15 protein-coding genes, 1 pseudogene and 2 CRISPR repeat arrays are annotated in these 19,516 nt (G+C 27.9%); of the genes and pseudogenes, 3 read left to right on the top strand and 13 right to left on the bottom strand.

Going from position 1 to position 19,516, the window contains the following annotated elements; translation table 11 throughout:
- Window positions 1-6 precede the first annotated feature (6 nt).
- The 9 genes from Q0K54_RS11985 to Q0K54_RS11945 all read right to left on the bottom strand — a co-directional run bounded on the left by Q0K54_RS11985 (window position 7) and on the right by Q0K54_RS11945 (window position 10,679).
- The gene (locus Q0K54_RS11985; protein ID WP_294581551.1) at window positions 7-2,565 is read right to left on the bottom strand and encodes a translation factor GTPase family protein; all 2,559 of its coding nucleotides are present in this window, start codon (window positions 2,563-2,565) and stop codon (window positions 7-9) included.
- A gap of 104 nt (window positions 2,566-2,669) precedes the next feature.
- Window positions 2,670-3,458 (bottom strand): phosphotransferase, encoded by a 789-nt coding sequence (locus Q0K54_RS11980; RefSeq protein ID WP_294581549.1) that lies wholly within the window; start codon window positions 3,456-3,458, stop codon window positions 2,670-2,672.
- Window positions 3,459-3,519: 61 nt separating this feature from the next.
- Window positions 3,520-4,371 carry a DUF89 domain-containing protein gene (locus Q0K54_RS11975; protein WP_294581547.1) on the bottom strand — a complete coding sequence of 284 codons (852 nt, stop codon included), beginning with the start codon at window positions 4,369-4,371 and terminating at the stop codon, window positions 3,520-3,522.
- A gap of 52 nt (window positions 4,372-4,423) precedes the next feature.
- Window positions 4,424-4,906 (bottom strand): GNAT family N-acetyltransferase, encoded by a 483-nt coding sequence (locus Q0K54_RS11970; RefSeq protein WP_294581544.1) that lies wholly within the window; start codon window positions 4,904-4,906, stop codon window positions 4,424-4,426.
- A gap of 72 nt (window positions 4,907-4,978) precedes the next feature.
- The gene (locus tag Q0K54_RS11965) at window positions 4,979-5,917 is read right to left on the bottom strand and encodes a GTP-binding protein (RefSeq protein ID WP_294581543.1); all 939 of its coding nucleotides are present in this window, start codon (window positions 5,915-5,917) and stop codon (window positions 4,979-4,981) included.
- A 263-nt stretch (window positions 5,918-6,180) separates the two neighbouring features.
- Entirely contained in the window at window positions 6,181-6,465 is a 285-nt protein-coding gene (locus Q0K54_RS11960) for a helix-turn-helix domain-containing protein (protein ID WP_294581542.1), read from the bottom strand.
- A 141-nt stretch (window positions 6,466-6,606) separates the two neighbouring features.
- Window positions 6,607-7,195: direct repeats of the CRISPR family, unit length 33 nt; unit sequence ATTTACATTTCATATAATGATTAGATTAATAAC.
- 171 nt (window positions 7,196-7,366) lie between these two features.
- Complete coding sequence (locus tag Q0K54_RS11955) at window positions 7,367-8,083, bottom strand: acetylglutamate kinase (RefSeq protein ID WP_294581541.1); 717 nt, start codon at window positions 8,081-8,083, stop codon at window positions 7,367-7,369.
- A 48-nt stretch (window positions 8,084-8,131) separates the two neighbouring features.
- On the bottom strand, window positions 8,132-8,878 hold the full coding sequence (locus Q0K54_RS11950; RefSeq protein WP_294581540.1) for a metallophosphoesterase: 747 nt from the start codon (window positions 8,876-8,878) through the stop codon (window positions 8,132-8,134).
- Window positions 8,879-9,047: 169 nt separating this feature from the next.
- On the bottom strand, window positions 9,048-10,679 hold the full coding sequence (locus Q0K54_RS11945; RefSeq protein WP_294581539.1) for a hypothetical protein: 1,632 nt from the start codon (window positions 10,677-10,679) through the stop codon (window positions 9,048-9,050).
- A gap of 351 nt (window positions 10,680-11,030) precedes the next feature.
- Here Q0K54_RS11945 and Q0K54_RS11940 point away from each other — a divergent pair, with 351 nt between their 5' ends.
- From Q0K54_RS11940 to Q0K54_RS11930, 3 genes are all read left to right on the top strand, one after another.
- Window positions 11,031-12,458 carry an APC family permease gene (locus Q0K54_RS11940; RefSeq protein ID WP_294581538.1) on the top strand — a complete coding sequence of 476 codons (1,428 nt, stop codon included), beginning with the start codon at window positions 11,031-11,033 and terminating at the stop codon, window positions 12,456-12,458.
- A gap of 63 nt (window positions 12,459-12,521) precedes the next feature.
- The gene (locus Q0K54_RS11935; protein ID WP_294581537.1) at window positions 12,522-13,838 is read left to right on the top strand and encodes a M18 family aminopeptidase; all 1,317 of its coding nucleotides are present in this window, start codon (window positions 12,522-12,524) and stop codon (window positions 13,836-13,838) included.
- Window positions 13,838-14,482: a hypothetical protein gene (locus Q0K54_RS11930; protein ID WP_294581535.1), complete on the top strand. Its 645-nt coding sequence runs from the start codon at window positions 13,838-13,840 to the stop codon at window positions 14,480-14,482. Before Q0K54_RS11935 ends, Q0K54_RS11930 begins: the two co-directional genes overlap by 1 nt.
- A 122-nt stretch (window positions 14,483-14,604) precedes the next feature.
- Here the strand turns inward: Q0K54_RS11930 and Q0K54_RS11925 are convergent, their stop codons facing one another.
- The 4 genes and pseudogenes from Q0K54_RS11925 to Q0K54_RS11910 form a co-directional block, all read right to left on the bottom strand.
- Window positions 14,605-16,032, bottom strand: coding sequence for a GGDEF domain-containing protein (locus tag Q0K54_RS11925; protein WP_294581534.1), 1,428 nt, complete (start codon window positions 16,030-16,032; stop codon window positions 14,605-14,607).
- A gap of 311 nt (window positions 16,033-16,343) precedes the next feature.
- A CRISPR array of direct repeats spans window positions 16,344-17,556; the repeat unit is 33 nt; unit sequence ATTTACATTTCATATAATGATTAGATTAATAAC.
- A 163-nt stretch (window positions 17,557-17,719) separates the two neighbouring features.
- Window positions 17,720-17,998, bottom strand: a complete 279-nt coding sequence (gene cas2 / locus Q0K54_RS11920; RefSeq protein ID WP_294581532.1) for a CRISPR-associated endonuclease Cas2 — start codon at window positions 17,996-17,998, stop codon at window positions 17,720-17,722.
- Window positions 17,999-18,021: 23 nt separating this feature from the next.
- Window positions 18,022-19,014, bottom strand: coding sequence for a type I-B CRISPR-associated endonuclease Cas1b (gene cas1b, locus Q0K54_RS11915; protein WP_294581531.1), 993 nt, complete (start codon window positions 19,012-19,014; stop codon window positions 18,022-18,024).
- A gap of 3 nt (window positions 19,015-19,017) precedes the next feature.
- Window positions 19,018-19,482 (bottom strand): annotated as a pseudogene (locus Q0K54_RS11910) (CRISPR-associated protein Cas4).
- Window positions 19,483-19,516 lie beyond the last annotated feature (34 nt).

Below are 19,516 nucleotides of genomic sequence, written 5' to 3'. Positions count from 1 at the left end.
CTAAAATCACTCCTTTGAATTAAAATCTTTTAAATCAGCCAACAAATAATTATGTCCTTGAGGTTGTCGTTGCTGATATTCTGTTAATTTTTCTTGATCTAAACGAGTGGCCTCTAGATAAAGTTCTCTTGAAGAAATCCGCTTTCCACCTTGCCCTAAAACGATCAATTGTTCAAGCGCATCAGAAGTTACAACTGTAATATCATATTTACTAGCTAATTCATGAGTTGTTCGTTCAATATACATATCTGCAGTTTGGGCTTCTTTGGTGTAAACAAGATAAATATTATGGTATTTTTCTGATGTTCCTAAATTACCTTTAACTTTATAAGCATCAAAAACCAAAATTAAAATACACTTTTTATAGCCCTGATAATTACACATCAAATCAATCAACCGCATCCGGGCAGCATCAAGATTATCTCGTGCCAATTCTTTTAACTCTGGCCAAGTATAAATCAAATTATAACCATCAACTAAAATACATTCGGGTTTATGAATATATGTAGTTTGTTTTATTAATGGCTTAGGTTTTTGATTATTATTGAGATTACGCTTAGAAACCCCATAGGTTTTTAAAAAGATAGCCTCTAATTCCTCATCTTCATCATGGTATTGCACTTGTTCATTTTTATAATTATTACTTTCTTTAATTTTAGTTTGATAAGGTATATGCATATAATTTGCTACCTCATCCCATTTAACATTAAAACCAGCTCCGTGACTACAAAAAATTGATCCAGTAAGATTATTTAAATCACTTTCGCTATCGTAACCTATCTCACTGACAATTTTATCTTGATCTAAGCAAGGTTGATAGCCTGCTAAATGACAAATTAATTGACCTTGACCTTTAGTATAACTAATAACTTCATTTTGATAATCCTGCATTTTTCTAACAGGCGCCTGACCAGTTATCGTTACAGTTTTTTCATTTTGATCATCAATTGAAAATTTCCCATTTTTGGCTTCAATATCATAGATAGCTCGACTTAAAAACTCAACTGGTAATTTTAAAGTAAAATCAAAATATGGTTCTAATAAAATTGATTGTGCCCGTTTAAGCCCATGACGAACTGCCCGATAAGTAGCCTCACGAAAATCACCACCTTCGGTATGTTTTTGATGAGCTCGACCGGCAATTAAGGTAATCTTCATATCAGTAATCGGTGATCCAGTTAAGACACCGAGATGCTCTTTTTCTTGTAAATGAGTTAAAACTAAATGCTGATAATTTAATGGCAGCATTTCCTCTTGACAATTAAGTGCAAACTGCAAGCCACTTCCTGCCGGCAGTGGTTCTAGTAATAAATGAACTTCACTATAATGTCTCAATGGCTCATAATGGCCTACTCCTTCAATTGGAGCTGCAATAGTTTCTTTATATAAAATCTTCCCAAATCCAATCGTCACTTTAGTTTTAAATCTTTCAAATATAATATTCTGTAAGATTTCAATTTGAATTGGTCCCATTAACTGTAAATGAATCTCTTTAGACGCAGCGTCATATGATAAATGTAACTGGGGATCTTCTTGCGCTAAAGACATTAAATTCTGGATCATCTGATGTTGATCACAATCATCAGGTAGAATTATTTGATAATCCATATATGATGCTAAGATTGGTTGTACATCAGATTTTTCAAATCCCAATCCATCGCCAGCTTGAATATTCTTAAAACCCTTTATCGTTCCAACACTACCAGCAGTTAATTCATCAACCATCTGATACTTATCGCCTGAGTAAATTCTAATTTGATCAATTTTTTCATCATTGACACTTTCTTTAACTTTTAATTTGCCACCAGTAACTTTTAAATGCGTTAAACGATTTCCTTGCTTATCATGAGTAATTTTAAAAACTCGAGCGCCAAAATCATCGGGATATTTTTTTTCTTGAACAAAGTGAGTAAATTCATTAAAAAAGTGTTCAATTCCTTCATTTTTTAATGCTGATCCAAAGTACACAGGAAAAATTTGACGATGAGCAATTTCTTCACTCAATAATTCATCACTTAATATCTGATTTTCCAAATAATAATCTAGCAATTTTTCATCATTTAAAGCAATGTTTTCATAAAAATTAGCATCACGATAATCAAAATCAAAACAGTTATCACTGAAATTTTCTTTAAAACTGGTTATCAGTTCTTCTCTAGTTTTAGTCGTTGTATCCATTTTATTAACGAAAATAAATGTAGGTATTTGATAGTATTCTAATAACTTCCAAATAGTTTCGCTGTGTGGTTGAATCCCATCTAAACCACTAATGACTAAAATAGCATAATCTAATACTTGCAGAGTTCTTTCCATTTCGGAAGAAAAATCAACATGACCTGGTGTATCAATTAAAGTATATTTACAATCTTGATAATCAAAAACGACTTGCTTTGAAAAAATTGTAATTCCCCGGTTTCGCTCTTGTAAATCATAATCAAAAAAGGCATCTCCATGATCAACACGGCCATATTTTCTAATTGCCCCACTTAAATAAAGCAGACTTTCAGTCAATGTTGTCTTTCCAGCATCAACATGAGCTAATATTCCAAAAACTATATTTTTCATCTAAAATCATCCTAATTTCATAATAATAATTAAATTATAATAGATATCATCATAATTACAATAAGTTATTTTAATAAAAAGATAAAAAGCATGTAAACATGCTTTTACCAATCATCAAAATTCTGTTCAATAAAATTTATTTCTTGACGATAATATTCAATCGTTCCTTCTTTTTTCATCTTTTCAAATGCTTTATTACCTAATTTAGCTCGCTTATCAATATAATCACATAAAACAATTAATCGCCTGATTATCCATTGTTTTAAATTATCAGGTCGTGGCATCTGATAAGCTTCGAAAAATAAATAAATTCGTTGTCTTCTAATCAAAGCATCAAATGATTGATATTTCCTGATGTTACCTCTATCATCAAATTGAAAACTCGATAATGGTACAATTGTATATAAAGCATAAGCTATATCAAAAATTCTAGGTCCTGGACTGACCATATCAAAATCAATTAATCCGATTATTCTAGTATCCATGTAAACAAAATTATATGGTGCAAAATCATTATGACAGATGACTTGTTGCTCATCTTCAGAAAAAATATTCAATTCCCAATTAGAATTCAAATTATTCTTTAAAAAATCAACTGTCAAGTCATGAAATTGTCGTAATATTTTAGCCGCTTCAATCAGATTATCTGTTGACCAGATATAATTAGGACATGATGGATATTTATCTCCTGGAACATAACCAGGAATATAAGATAATACTTCCTGATTATTTACTACTCCAAAAAATTTTGGAGTATAACTAAAATTTTTATGTTGCAAATGTTGTAGCAAAAGATGAATATTAGGATTTCCTGAAGTATTACGATAGACTTTATCGTCTAATTTATATGTCTGATGGACATTACCACCAGACATCTGTTCCTTTTTTACCATTTTTATTCACCTAATTCACAGTTTATTCACAATTGTGACTAATGTGAATAAACTGTGGCTTTTAATCTCCCTTATAATAACAAATCAATGATTTCTGTGGCACTTTTATATAGTTGGCAATTACAGCACATTTTACCATTAATAAAAAGTAGATTTTTTTATTTTCCTCAGATAAACTTTCAAAATTTGCCTGTCCTTTTGCAATGACAAAATCACTATCTTCAAAAATCTGTCTAAATGATTCACTAGTACGTGATATTACTGTTCCAAGTGAACTGTCACCATTACTAATAATATTAGCATATTGATCAATACCGACATAATATGCATCAGCCTCAATCGAATCATTAACAACTGGTTTTCCTCTTACGCCAAAATACAAATTAACTTTAGGATTAATCAATTTAATCTGTTTAAGTAATAATTTATCTAAACAGATTTCACCACAGTTATCACCTAAATATAGTATTTGATTAGCTTTTTGGATATCATCAATCATTTTATTAACATCATCAATCGTTAATGTTAAATCATCGATATTTGCAAACCAATCATCAATATTATTAATCTCTTGATTTTCAATCGGACTAAAATCAATAATATTGCCAATAATAGCATATTTTACAGCTGTTTTCAGATCAGTTATCTTGGTTTCAAATTGTTTATAATGATTTAGGAACATATCATTATAATATTTTCGAATATCATGATACGGATCAGAATTATCTAAATGTTTTTTCACTAATTCAAAAATTATTCCTATTATTTCGGGGTTAGATTTTTTAAACTCCATCTCACCTAACTGTTTAAATACTTTTTGATAAAGTAAATCCCGATTATTACAATTTGTAATATTAGCAACTTTAATAACTTGATTAATTAAACAAGGTAAACATTTTTCATTCATCTGCATTTATAATCACATCCTGTTTTAAAGTAATTCACATTTAATTCACAATTGTGAATTACTTGTCTAATAAATCTTCAATTGCTTTTTTATCTAGACGATATGTAGTCCATTCATCCATTGGTTTGGCATTCAATGATAAATAGAAATCAATACTTGGCTGATTCCAGTTTAAACATACCCATTCCATTCGACCACAATCACGATCATGAGCAATTTTAACTAACTGTTTAAAAATTGCTTTTCCATATCCTTTTCCTCGATATTCTGGCCAAACGAAAATATCTTCTAAATATAATCCGGATTTTCCAACAAAAGTTGAATAGTTGTGAAAAAATAGTGCAAATCCTACTTCAACATTATCAACCACAGCAAATATTACTTCAGCTCGTTTTTTTTCAAATAAATATTCATGTAATAATTCTTCATTTGTCTCTACCTGATCGAGCATTTTTTCATATTCAGCTATTCCTTTAATAAATTTTAAAACTAAAGCAACATCTTCTTCAGTTGCAAATCTAAATGTTAATTGATTATCCATAATATCCCCCCTTTTATGCAATGTACTAACAATATAACATTAATTATGGATTTTAGTAAATAGCTGCCATGACTAGACGACTTTATTTAATAAATATTTTTCGATTAAATCATGATTAAGATTTTCACCAATTACAATAATTATTTCTTGTCCTTGTTTTATAGAATTGATTGTTATTTCATGTCTGGTGGCATTTAATTCCAGCCAGTTATCATCATTAATGAATCCTTTAATTCTAAATACATTGCCACAATTTTGATCCTTGAAGATTTTAGCAACCTGTTTACTTAATTGTGATGCAGTAGTTTTAATATTCATAAAATATAATGAACTATAAGCTTCCTCTTGTTTAAAATGCATCTTTTGATAATCTTCATTGATATATCCAGAATTGACGATTTCTTGATAATCCTGGTCTTTAAAATCAGACCAATTTTTTATGATTACATCATTGTCAATTTTACGATTACACTGAACTTGCTTTAATGCTTGGTTCAAATGAGCAATGGTTTGATCAATATCAGTCTTACTTGCATCTTGACTGCGACTTAGTATAACTTTTCCAGCTTTAGCAATTTGTGATGCTAATAGAAAATTAGATTCTTTTGATAATTCTGTTTCTAATTTTGCATCAACAATGGCAATTACACTACCGATTTCATACCAATTATTTATAGGCTCTTCATATAACAAATCAAAAAATTCATCAACATCAAATATTCCAGAAGGTTCTATTAATACACGATCATAGCCTAACATTCCCATTGCAATTAATTTAGTTTTAAAACGTCGACGATGAGTCTCGATATCACTACCACCTGATATCATTTCTAAATCACACTTATCCCCTAGGCTATCTTGCAATAGCATCATGTCAACATTAACAGCTCCAAAATCATTTTCTATAATACCAATTTTTTGTCCCTGCTCTACTAAATATTTCGCATAATTAATAATAAATGTTGTTTTCCCTGCTCCTAAAAAACCAGTAATTAAATCAATCTTTATCATCCATAATTCTCCTTTTTCACACACTAAATTATAAACAAAATTTAATAGATGTAAAAGAATATTTTTTAAATAAACACGTTCAGCTAATATAAAAAACATCCTTATCTAAATTTTATTATTATAAAAATAAGGTTAATCATAAAATTTAAAAATCTATCAAACAGAAATAATAAAAAATGCCTTGGATGAACATTTGGGAAAGTAAATTATGTTGTTTTGTAAAACTAGAAATGTTATTTATGGAAGTTATTAAAATATTTGTATTAATTGTATAATTGATAAGAAAATATAATTTCTTTTACTATATATGGTTTCTTAAATTGCTCTCGATTTCCACAAATTAGTTCATCGACAGTAACATTAAAAATATAACTTAAAGCATATAAATTATCAACGCTTGGCAAAGATTTACCATTTAACCAGCGATAAACACTTTGAACACAACCTAATGATAATTCTTCTTGAATATCGCGAGCTGTAATACCGTTTTGAATCATAAGTGTTTTAATTTTTAAACCTGTTTTAATTGGATCGATTGATGGATTCATAATACACGTCCGCTCTTTATAATGAGGCTCTCCTTTCTAAAATTTATATTTATTAACAAACTAAAACCTAACATATATGTAAAATTATATAATATAATTGATTAATTGTCATTGAATTGTTAATCCAATGGCATATTGATTATTTTTGTTTCATACAATGATTAGATCAATAACGATAAACAAGTAACATTCACAAAGACAGATGTCTCATTTACATTTCATATAATGATTAGATTAATAACGCTTTTCGTTGGCCCGTTCCTGTTTGATGTTGTAGGCCATTTACATTTCATATAATGATTAGATTAATAACGGCGCTAGTAGTTCTTATGCTAGAAAATATGCTTTAAAATTTACATTTCATATAATGATTAGATTAATAACTAACGCCCCTTTCTTATTGTTGTTGTTCCAAGACTTATTTACATTTCATATAATGATTAGATTAATAACCCAATAGTCGATAAAACTTTTGACCTCATTCCCCTTATTTACATTTCATATAATGATTAGATTAATAACGTACAAGTAGATGATTTTTTAAGTGGTGATGAATAAATTTACATTTCATATAATGATTAGATTAATAACCGCGATTTGATTATTATTGGCCTGTTTTCGCTCATCTATTTACATTTCATATAATGATTAGATTAATAACAAACCACTCATTCCAAATCAAACAATAAGCACGAACATTTACATTTCATATAATGATTAGATTAATAACCCGTTATTTTTTGAATAGATAGCTATAATAATCATTGAAATATTTAAGTTTTATAATATTTTACATATTATTTGTTATTATCGATAAAATAATTTATACTATTTAGAAATAAATCTGTCGAACCTCGGCTATTTTTACCAAATAAACATCGACAGATATTATAATATATCTTTAGGAATTATCTATCTCATGCTTATATAAATTATCTAAACTATCAAGTATTGCTGTTCCTATACCTTTAACACTAAATAATTCAACTAAAATACTATGTTCAGCTAAGCCATCAATAATATGTACTCGATGTACTCCACCGTTAATAGCTTTGATTGCATTTTGTACTTTTAAATCAAGAAAACCTTTTTGCTCATGATTTTTGTTATATTCGATAAGATTATCTAAAGACATAATAGGTATCAAGTTACCATCATCGTCTAATAAACCTTTATCTTTAGACATAAAAATCAACTTATCAGCTTTTAATTCTACTGCTATTTTTCTTGCAACATCTTCAGCTAAAATATTTTCATCTTCCGTTTGAATATCATTTGGCATAATGACTGGGATATACTGATTATCAATTAAGATATTAATTGTCTGCAAATCAATACCACAGATACCAATTGCTTTTAAATTGTTTGTTTCTAATAAAGCAGCAATTCGTTTATTTTCTCTAAAAATATCAGTTCCTTTTTTACTTGAATGAACCACTATTGGATGAACTCCGACAAAATGCAATAACGCAATATCTTGCATGATCCTCTTTTCTTCTTCAGGAGTTGCGATGTTATTACAACTATATTGAATTACCATCGTTTTTCCTTCAAAATCCTGCATATATGGTAAAGCATCTGTTAATAAATCAGCTTTTAATTTATATGAATCATTCATAATATTTATCTCCCCTCTATATTAATATTCATATATCTTATTACATATTTATTTTTCGCTATCTAAACTAAAGAAATATTGATAACTATCGGTACTTAAATTATATAATATCAAAGAAGTTGTCTTTACATGAGGATTTCCAATGCAGGCACAACCACCATCTAAATCAATTATATCTATAGCACGACCATCTTTATCTACTGTATTCCAAATCATTGCTTGATAATTATCTAAACCTGTAAAACGTTGAACAAATTTATGTCCATGCAAATATACATCGAAATGACAATAATCTTTGATCAATGCTTGATTAGTAAATGGTGAATCCCAAACTATTTTAAAAGCTGATTGGATATTAATATTTTCGATAATAGGATTTTCGATATTTTCAATCGGCAAATAAGTCCCATGAGATAGATAATAATTTTTATTATTGAAATTAATGGTTATATATAAAGGCATATTTTTAAGCAAATCTAATAATCTTTCTTTAGTTTGATCATCTAATTGTTGATATTTTTTCAAAGTTGTTTTTCCACCATTTTGTGGATGAATCCAATTAAATAATTCTAGGCGCTTTTTAGCTACTAACGCCTGATACATCATAAACTCATGATTTCCCATTAAAACAGTAATGTTATCTCGATTTAAAATATCTATTAAAATTTCAATGCCATTTTCCCCTCGATCGATTACATCGCCTAATATATATAAATAATCGTCTTCATTTATAACATTTAATACTTCCTGATAGCGAGCCATGCAACCATGAATATCGCTACATACATAAATCATTAGAAACCTCCTTTCCTAATTGATATCTAGTTGACTATATTATAGCCGATAATTTAAATTCAGACTACTTATAATATTTAAATCTTTATCAATTAATTGAGAATTACTCTGCTAAAAACTAAATAGTATTACTGATGTAATACTATTTAAATTCAATATTTATTATTAATTAATATTCTATTTGGGTAATAATTTTACTGGCATTAATTAATCGTTCTTTAAATGTATATTTATGATTATATTCTTGTAAATATTTTTTTATGTATGACTGTTCGTCATCGATGATATTATTTTCAGCTAGGATTTGTGCTAAAATCACAATAATATCTGCTAGTTGTTTATAAGTTTCAAGCGCATTATTTTCTAACTTTCTTTCAACAATAGTTGTTACAACTTTAATGATCCAGTTTAATAATTTTTCTTTTTGTATAGGTGAAATAACTAATGATTGTTTCCATAGTTTAAAGTACATTTGAAAACTATTATTCTTATCTTCAGGAATATTTAAAAGTTTTTTAATATCATTCATTATATCTCTATTAGCTACATATTTATAATCATCTGATTTTAAAAGCATTAAAACTAATAAAATCACTGTATCTCTTAAATGTGGATACCCTCTAGATTCATCATATAACTGAATTGCTTTTTCAATATTTCCTAATAAAAATTCTAATAGAAGCCGTTGTTTATCATCTATATGACAAATAGCATATTCATCATCATTTAAAACTAAACTGATATCATTTTGATAGTTAATTTGTTTAAAAGTTTCAATTATATAATCAAAATCCACATTTTCATTATATAATTTTAAACAATTATATGGAGTTGGTTCTGATAAAAAGATAACTTCATTTAAATAACATGTATTATCATAATAAGGTTTGATACTTGCAGCAATTTTAGCACGAATCTTGAATTGTTCAGGAATTCGTTTTAAAGCCTGTAATCCAATTTGGACCATTTGTTGATAATCATTTCGGTTTAAATAATAACTGAGAGCTTCTTGATAAAGTAATGGATGAATTTCTCCAATTGTATCAATAGTGGCCAACAATTTAATAATACCACCATCCAAATAACAAGCATCTTTAATTAAATATGCTGATAAATTACCTGGTTCATTTTCAAGAAAGTCGATCCATTCTTGATAAAATTGATGATCAAAATTAAGTTCATGTTTTCCAAATGCTAATAAATCGCTAAAAAGAATATCATGATGATCGTATTGTTTAAAAATTAAATAAATCTCGGTAATACTTTTATGTAGAGTAAATGCTGCATACAATAAATTAAGGTAATAATTATATCTGGATGTTTTAATTAAATTGCGACCAAATAGATCTCTTAATGAAAGTTCTTCAATATAACCATATTCATTATTAGTTGTAATTACTAATTGTGATATTTGATCTAAAACATCGAACCCAATTTCATTGTCCTCATTAGCAATTAAATCAATTCCAATATTTATATAGTAGTTCAACCTAGTCAATAGTTCACAATTTTGCAAATAAATTGTTTTTGTTTCTACATTATGAATACTTTCATCATAGTACTCTTCTTCTCTAGTTTCAATAAATAGCGCCTGATTTTTTACATCTTCAATAAATTCATGAAATTCATTTTCATCAAAATTAATTACTTTCTTTATTGGCGGTGTTAAAGAATCTAAAAAAGCTTTACGATTTTCTTTATTTTGTCTTCTAGCATATTCATAAATCCAAACCGTTTTGTCGTATTCATCCATGTCATCAAGTAAACTTATAACACTATTAATGTAATCTTTGTATTCCATAATGATTTCCCCGTATCTACTTTTTTATTTTAATATTGCTTATTTTGAAAATTTTCTTTGCATTAAACTGATATTATCATTATATTGCATAAAATAGTTCACGACAATATTTTTTATAATTGTTTAAAAACTATTTCTTGAAATTTTTGCTTTAGTATTAGGCAACTATAGAAGTAAAATATGGGTTTTTAAAACAAAACAACATAGTAATCTAAACGTTTCCATAATAAAACATATTAAAAATTTTACACTTCTAGATGTTTAGTGTTATAATGAACTAGTTAAATTGTATTGATGTTTAAACATTAGAACAATTTTAATACTTGATTTATTGAAAAAAGGAGGAAAAATATGGAAAAATCTAAAAAGATTACATGGTATAACTTAGCCTTTATGGCATTTTCTACTGTCTGGGGTTTTGGAAATGTTGTTAATGGCTTTGTTTATTTCAATGGAATTCAAGTAATTTTTAGCTGGATCTTGATGTTTGCCCTATATTTTGTTCCATACGCTCTTATGGTTGGAGAATTGGGATCAGCTTTTAAAAATTCTGGTGGTGGTGTCAGTTCCTGGATTCATGAAACAATGGGTCCAAAACTAGCATACTATGCTGGATGGACTTATTGGGCATGTCATATTACTTACATTGCAAGTAAAGGTAGTGGTGGTTTAAAAGCATTAAGTTGGGCTATTTTTAGAAACGCTGAAACTTATGATACTTTCCCTACTTTATGGATTCAATTAGCTACACTAGTTGTCTTTATTTTCTTTTGTTGGGTTGCCAGTCGTGGTTTAAATCCATTAAAGAAACTAGCTACAATTGCTGGTACAAGTATGTTCGTCATGTCAATTTTATATATTCTAATGATGTTTGCAGCACCAGTTATCAATCCTAACGGTGGCTTTGTTTCTTTAGATTTTAGCTGGGATAAAATTATACCCCAATTTAATGTAAATTACTTTACATCCCTTTCAATTTTAGTCTTTGCAGTTGGAGGTTGTGAAAAAATATCTCCATATGTTAATAAAGTTGAAAATCCATCAAAAGGTTTCCCTAAAGGAATGATTACTTTAGCTATCATGGTTGTTGTATGTGCTATTTTAGGAACAATTGCAATGGGAATGATGTTTGATCCAACTGTTATCAATGCAACAGAAGAATCATTCAATTCTTATGTTTCTAACGGTGCTTATTGGGCTTTCCAATCTTTAGGTGAGTATTATCATGTTGGTGATGCTTTGTTAATAATTTATGCATTATGTAATATGATTGGACAATTCTCAACTTTAGTATTAAGTATTGATGCCCCTTTAAGAATGTTATTAGATAATGAAGATGCTCGTACTTTCATTCCAACCAAATTATTGAAGAAAAATAAATATGGTGCCTATATCAATGGTATTAAGATGGTTGGTATTTTATCTGGGGCTATTATTTTAATTCAATCAGTTGTTCCTGGAGCAGCAGCTGTTTTAGCTCAATTAAACAAATTAAACTCTGTCTGTATGCCACTTAGATATTTGTGGGTATTTGTAGCTTACATAGCACTTCGTCGAGCGCTTGATAAATTCCCTGCTGAATATCGCTTTGTCAAAAATCAGGCCATTGCTAAAATTTTTGGTTGGTGGTGTTTTATCGTAACTGCAGCTTGCTGTTTAATGGGTATGTATTCAACTGATACTTTTACAATGATTTTAAATGTAATTACACCAATTGTTTTAACTGCACTTGGATTAATTATGCCAGCAATTAAAAAACGTGAAAAAGTAACTGAATAAAAAACATATCCTTTTGGTATTCCAAAAGGATATGTTATACTTATCCAAGTAGGAGGTTTTTATATGGATAAAGAAATTTCTCAAGAATTATTAGATTTTCTACAAAAAAGCCCAACAGCCTTTCATGCAGTAGAAAATATTAGAAAACAATTATTAGAAAATGGATATAATGAGGTATTAGAAAGCCAACATTGGAAACTTGTCCCTGGCGGTAAATATTTTGTAACTAGAAACAACTCAAGTATTATTGCTTTCAATATTGGTACTAATTTAGATAACTATGGATTTAATGTAGCAGCATCACATACTGATTATCCGACTTTCAAAATTAAAGAAAATGCTGAAATTGAAGTAAAAGGAAAATATACCCAATTAAATACTGAAGGATACGGTGGTATGCTTTGTGCTACATGGTTTGATCGTCCTCTATCTATTGCTGGTAGAGTCTTAGTTAAAGAAGGAAATCAAATAGTAACTAAATTATTAAATATTGATCGCGATTTGGTCTTAATTCCTAATTTGGCTATTCACATGAATCGAGCAGTAAACGATGGCTACGCATATAATAAACAAGTTGATATGTTACCGCTTTTTGGTGGTAGTGATACAAAACCTGGTGATTTTAAAAAACTAATTGCTAAAGAATTAAATGTTGACGTTAATGATATTTATGGCAGTGATTTATATTTATATAACCGTACTTCACCTTCTATCTGGGGAGCAAATGAAGAATTTATCTCATCACCTCACTTAGATGATTTACAATGTGGTTTTACTTCTCTAAAAGGATTTTTAGGTGGTTCTAACGATGAATCAGTTAATGTTTTAGCTTGCTTTGATAATGAGGAAGTTGGTTCTCAATCAAAACAAGGAGCTGGATCTACTTTCTTATATGATGTTTTAAAACGAATCAACAATGCTCTTGGAAAAAGTGAAGAAGACTATTATCGGGCTTTAGCTTGCAGCTTTATGTTAAGTGCTGATAACGCTCATGCTGTTCATCCAAATCATCCTGGTAAAACTGATGTTGCCAATTGTGTTTACATGAATGAAGGTGTAGTTGTTAAATCACATGCGGGACAAAAATATACTAGTGATGGTGTCAGCATTGCTATTTTACGTGACTTATGCCAAAAAGCAAATGTTCCATTACAGTTCTTTGCTAATCGTTCTGATGAACTAGGTGGAAGTACTCTAGGAAATATTGCGATGTCACAAGTTTCAATGAATAGTGTTGATATTGGCTTACCACAACTTGCTATGCATTCAACTTATGAAACTGCTGGTGTCAAAGATACTTATTATATGATTCAATTAATGAAAACATTCTTTAATAGTCATATTAGTGAAGTAAGTCATAAGATTTTAAAGGTTCAATAATGAAAAAAAATAAGAATAAATATGACTTATATGATGATAATGTTGCTTTAACTAAATCATTAAATGAACAATATTTTGATTTATATCAAAAAATAGAAACTTATGTTTTTAAACATCAAAGTCAGTCTTTAAAAGCCAATATTATTTTAACAGAAGTATTGAATCAGCTGATAAAGCACCAAAATGATGTCAATGATATTTCGAAGTTTTCGCATCAATCGATTAAAGCATATGTTCAACAGATAGAAAAACGTATAAAGTTTAAAGATAAAATCAAAGAAATGAAAAATAGCGACACTCAGCGCTATACAATTTCTGGATTATGGATTACCATGTGTGGTTACATAGTTTTAATGTTTCTCAAAGAGTTTTTAACAGATCATTATTTAATTCATATTTCAATTGATTTTTTAGTTGCTGTTTTTGCATTTTATATTACGATTTATCAATTTATCAGACAGTATAAAATTATTAAACGTTATCAATTAAAAATACAAGCATTTTCAATTCAATTGATTGGTGTTATTATTTCAATATTTGTAGTCTTAATGACTTTAAGTAGTCCTTTTGATATCTCATTTTTAATTATGGTTATTGCTTTTATAACTAGTCAAAAAATGATAAAAAAGGGAATGAACAAATAATTTATTTGAGATGAAATAAGATTAATAAAAAGGTAGTAAAGTTAAAAATTATTCATTAAAGTAACTATTAATTACTACCTTTTTAATATTTAAGATAACTATTAAAAACTTATTTTACAATATTAATCATTAAAATTATTTCGGCGTCGATCAAACTGATCTTGTTGATAAAATTTCTTTTTTGCTTCATACATCTTTTGTTCTGCCTCTTTAATTATTTTATTTATTGATGTTAATTTCTCTACCCATTTAAAACCAATAGATACATAAATATTTTCTTTTTTTAAATTTTCTTCAAGCATATTACATTTTTTAGCTACTTGAGCTTCATCAACATCAGTAATAAAAACTATAAATTCATCGCCACCAATACGATAAGTATGTTTGTTTCCAAACAATATTTTCAATTCAGTCGCCACTCTTTTTAACATCTGGTCACCTGCCTCATGACCACTTTGATTATTTAATTCATGCAATCCATTTACATCAATATAAATACAAGCAAAATAATTTTTAAAATCCTGATTTATTTGTTTAATATCAATTTCATAACGGTTTCTATTATAAATACCTAATAAAAGATCTTGTTCACCCCTTGCTCGAAGTTTACGATAAGAATGAATTCCCTGCAAACAAATCCAAATGAAATATAAAACCAAACAAATAATTTCAAAGAGTAAAAATAAATACAATGATTTTTGAATTGCCTTAGCATCTTGAAAGACAACTTCTTCTGGCACATGGATTATTAATCGCCATTCATTAATTGTCATTGGGGTACAATATAAGTATAAATATTCTCCAGTAGTTTGTGAAATGAAAACAACATAGCCCCTATTGCCATTAGTAATACCAGCAACAAAATCCTCGGTTGTATATCCTTCCTTTAATTCACGCTCACCAAGTTCCCAAATATTACCCAATGTATCGTGCCAGGGATCAACTAAATAATCTCCAGTATTGCCATCTACTATACATAACGAAGCTTTTCCATCATATGGTTTAGCCTCACTTTTTTCAATTAAATTATTTAAATCAACTATTCCATATAACATTGCAACCGTAATTCCGTTTTTTTGAATTGGAACATAGTGTCGAACAATATAAACGCCTTTTTTCTCTGGCGATTCTAAACGATCTGTTATATGATTCCCTTTTTCAGATTCGCTAGCAAAACTTTGTCCATCATCATAAATTCTTTCACCACCACTTTTAATTACAGAATCATCTGGCATCAATATCTCTAACGATGACATTAAACCGACCATATTATAAGAATCTAAGATATCCCATAGCTCAGATGATTGAAAATCATCATATTCACTAATCATTATTGCAATTATTTCTAATGTTTCATGATCCCATTTGATGTATCTTTCAATAGTATTTTCCCATTGTTTTGCTTCACTATAAAGTTTTTCATAAGCTTTTTCTTCTTCATAGTTATTAACCCATCTAATCATAATAAAAGAACATGCTGTCATTAAACATATAACTATCCCTGCATTGATTAATGATTTTACCCATTGTTTTATCAAACCGTTTTTCATATCATAAAACCTCTCTTATTTTGCACTGAAACGTTAACTAAAATACACAACAAAATAAAAAAGATGTTTCTTATGATTTTGTTTAATACAAAATACAAACATCTTTGAATAAAAAATAATATTTTTGTAAGCTTATCTAGCATATACTATACCTCTCCGATTAGTCATCTTTTGACCAGTCAAATATAAATGTATTAAATCACATAAAAATTATAGCATATGAAACAAGCAAAATTCAATAAATCGCAAAAAAATAATCACATATACGTCATAACTATTTGTTGAAAATATATAATTACGACGATTTGAATAAAAATATTTCATATAATGATTAGATTAATAATAGTTGTGAATAAAGTTGGTAGCAAATTACCTGCCACATTTACATTTCATATAATGATTAGATTAATAACGGTGACGTGGAAGTTGAAGGAGTTGACGATGAATAAATTTACATTTCATATAATGATTAGATTAATAACAATTTACAAAGAGATTTAGAAGTATAGAAGTCGCAAATTTACATTTCATATAATGATTAGATTAATAACTGTCCAACAGTCAAGTACTACAGATTCAACTGCTCTATTTACATTTCATATAATGATTAGATTAATAACAGCTCCAGCAGCACCGCCACCGGTCGCAACAAGAACATTTACATTTCATATAATGATTAGATTAATAACGCATACATAGCCGCACACGCTATTCTATACCCTTTAATTTACATTTCATATAATGATTAGATTAATAACGCCTTGTTGCTGCTAGATACAAACACTCTTATCAACAATTTACATTTCATATAATGATTAGATTAATAACTACACAAGAAGTATTAATTAAGAAATACCTTAAAAAAATTTACATTTCATATAATGATTAGATTAATAACTAAATTATTAGGATATATAGTATCACTAACATTGTTATTTACATTTCATATAATGATTAGATTAATAACTGTCTTTGATAGTTAAACCTTTTAAAGTTACACCTTATTTACATTTCATATAATGATTAGATTAATAACGTTTATATGGCGTCAATCGTAAAAAAGCCGATATTGAATTTACATTTCATATAATGATTAGATTAATAACGATTTTTATTATTTCTTTGTTCCTAATCGATTGACTATTTACATTTCATATAATGATTAGATTAATAACACAAAATCAAATATGCTTTTTAGTTTTTCTTTCATCATTTACATTTCATATAATGATTAGATTAATAACAATCTCACCAGTTTCAGGGACAACATAACTAGAGTGATTTACATTTCATATAATGATTAGATTAATAACTATAACCAAACTCCTACTCTACCGATTCAATTTAGTAATTTACATTTCATATAATGATTAGATTAATAACAGAAATCGCCAGTTCCAGAGGGTTTTTCGCCAATAATACATTTACATTTCATATAATGATTAGATTAATAACGAATACAGCTCCTCGTGCTATTGCTCCTGTTAATCTATTTACATTTCATATAATGATTAGATTAATAACCCGTGCACATAAAGGTTTTATGCATTGAACTCCTATATGATTGCTACTTGAGGTGATATGTTTAGTAGGAAATTAGGAATAAAAGAAAATGTTTTTGTTCTATTTTTAAATTAACTCAGTCGATACCCTATATTTTTTACATAATGATGGTCGACTGAAATAATTAGATAAATTGATCATCTTCTTCAATTGGTTTTGTGATAAATTCCTTTTTCATCCATATATCATTTCTTCCAGAAAATATGATACAAGAATCTAAATTTTGATTCAAGTATTTTTTTAGTTCAATACTTAACTTTATATATTGAGATTTATCCAACTCACCTTCAAACACTGATTTTTGAATATGTTTCAAATATTTTTTGCATGTTTTAAAAACCATTCTTTGTCTTCTTTCATAATTTTTTTCTTGCTTTATATCATAAATTAAAATCAGATACATAATTATTTCCCTTCTAAAATTAATTACCACCAAATTTTAAATCCTTGATAAACTTTCTCATCTAGAATATGCTTTATCAATTTATAAGCTTCTAGTCTTATCAAATGTTTGTATGATACATTTCTATTCAAATCTTTATGTTTAATAGATCTGGATAATGTATCTTCTAATGCTTTTACTACTACTTGCATTGTTCGATCTTTCATACGATAATAATTTCCATCATCCATATAGAAATCATCTTCAGTTATCATATTTTTATTTAACAAAGAAAATATCGTTCTATCAACAAGCAATGGTTTAAATACTTCTGATAAATCCAAACATAATGAAAAGCGTTTATCTGAAGGTTCATGTAAATAACTAATCGTTGGATTTAATTGAGTTTTGTATATTTCAGATAGTGTTTTTGTATAAATAACTGAATTCATGAATGAAATTAATGTGTTTACCATATTGTCTGGTGGTCTTTTTACTCTTTTTTCAAAATCAATATTTTGATCTATTATTCTTTTCCATGAATCATAATAGACTTTACGAATATTTCCCTCTACACCCATTAATGATGAAATATTTCTAGTCCTATATATTTCTTTTCTAAACTCCTTTATCTGCGCAATATATTGATTCAAATCTTTATCTCTAGAATTATAATATTTTAAATTTCTCAAAATATTATATGATGCCGCTTCTATAATTTGTTGAGCTATCAAGAGTCTTGATTCGTATTCTTGATATTTTTCTACTTGTTTTACTAATAAACTACCTGATACTAATGTCTCTTTAGGATAAAATGACCCTATATAAAAATCATAATAGTTATAAAAATGTACGCAAATTCCTTTTTTAGCTAAAAATGATAATAAAACTGAATTAACACTTACAGTACCAAATATGTATAAATCATATACTCGCTCTATTGGAATATCTTTTTTGCCTTTTTCATTTATCAGAACTAATGAATCGTCTTTTCTACGAAGTTCTCCACTTGAAAAAATATAATATGATTGTTCCATAATCTATATATAACACAATTCAAAATATGCACATTTTTTGCATATTTTATTGTTAATAATTTCTGGTGGTGTAACTTCGCTACAAATAGTTTTGATTTTCTGTAATTATTTTTCAATATTAGTTATATCTTTTTCATCTAGCGCTATTATTTCTTTATGATTTTCTTTAGGTACTAGTAACTCTCCAGTAACTTTTATACCTTTTTTATTTAATAAATACAAATAGTATTTTAGTTGTTGAACCGCCATTTCACGTTGTGATGAGCTTTTCTTTATTTCACAGATAACATTATCTTTGACAATATCTATACAAACAATATCGTCTAAATACAAGTGTTTCTTTTCTCGACGATAACTTTCCTGATCAATTAGTTTTCCAATTATTACATTTTCATTTTCTTGTTCCATCACAATATCTTTAGTAAAAAGCCATAACTTTCGCCAACATAAATAACTATAAGCATACATAGTTCCGGTTATTTGTTTCATTATCCTCACCTGC

The sequence above is a fragment of the uncultured Thomasclavelia sp. genome, assembly GCF_944324745.1.
Classification (GTDB): Bacteria; Bacillota_I; Bacilli_A; order Erysipelotrichales; family Coprobacillaceae; genus Thomasclavelia.
This window is presented reverse-complemented; position numbering and strand designations above follow the sequence as displayed.

What these genes read in the sequence shown, in the direction of transcription:
- Q0K54_RS11985 (WP_294581551.1), bottom strand. Translation starts at nt 2,565, where the DNA reads ATGAAAAATATAGTTTTTGGAATATTAGCTCATGTTGATGCTGGAAAG.
- Q0K54_RS11980 (WP_294581549.1), bottom strand. Translation starts at nt 3,458, where the DNA reads ATGGTAAAAAAGGAACAGATGTCTGGTGGTAATGTCCATCAGACATAT.
- Q0K54_RS11975 (WP_294581547.1), bottom strand. Translation starts at nt 4,371, where the DNA reads ATGCAGATGAATGAAAAATGTTTACCTTGTTTAATTAATCAAGTTATT.
- Q0K54_RS11970 (WP_294581544.1), bottom strand. Translation starts at nt 4,906, where the DNA reads ATGGATAATCAATTAACATTTAGATTTGCAACTGAAGAAGATGTTGCT.
- Q0K54_RS11965 (WP_294581543.1), bottom strand. Translation starts at nt 5,917, where the DNA reads ATGATAAAGATTGATTTAATTACTGGTTTTTTAGGAGCAGGGAAAACA.
- Q0K54_RS11960 (WP_294581542.1), bottom strand. Translation starts at nt 6,465, where the DNA reads ATGAATCCATCAATCGATCCAATTAAAACAGGTTTAAAAATTAAAACA.
- Q0K54_RS11955 (WP_294581541.1), bottom strand. Translation starts at nt 8,083, where the DNA reads ATGAATGATTCATATAAATTAAAAGCTGATTTATTAACAGATGCTTTA.
- Q0K54_RS11950 (WP_294581540.1), bottom strand. Translation starts at nt 8,878, where the DNA reads ATGATTTATGTATGTAGCGATATTCATGGTTGCATGGCTCGCTATCAG.
- Q0K54_RS11945 (WP_294581539.1), bottom strand. Translation starts at nt 10,679, where the DNA reads ATGGAATACAAAGATTACATTAATAGTGTTATAAGTTTACTTGATGAC.
- Q0K54_RS11940 (WP_294581538.1), top strand. Translation starts at nt 11,031, where the DNA reads ATGGAAAAATCTAAAAAGATTACATGGTATAACTTAGCCTTTATGGCA.
- Q0K54_RS11935 (WP_294581537.1), top strand. Translation starts at nt 12,522, where the DNA reads ATGGATAAAGAAATTTCTCAAGAATTATTAGATTTTCTACAAAAAAGC.
- Q0K54_RS11930 (WP_294581535.1), top strand. Translation starts at nt 13,838, where the DNA reads ATGAAAAAAAATAAGAATAAATATGACTTATATGATGATAATGTTGCT.
- Q0K54_RS11925 (WP_294581534.1), bottom strand. Translation starts at nt 16,032, where the DNA reads ATGAAAAACGGTTTGATAAAACAATGGGTAAAATCATTAATCAATGCA.
- cas2 (WP_294581532.1), bottom strand. Translation starts at nt 17,998, where the DNA reads ATGTATCTGATTTTAATTTATGATATAAAGCAAGAAAAAAATTATGAA.
- cas1b (WP_294581531.1), bottom strand. Translation starts at nt 19,014, where the DNA reads ATGGAACAATCATATTATATTTTTTCAAGTGGAGAACTTCGTAGAAAA.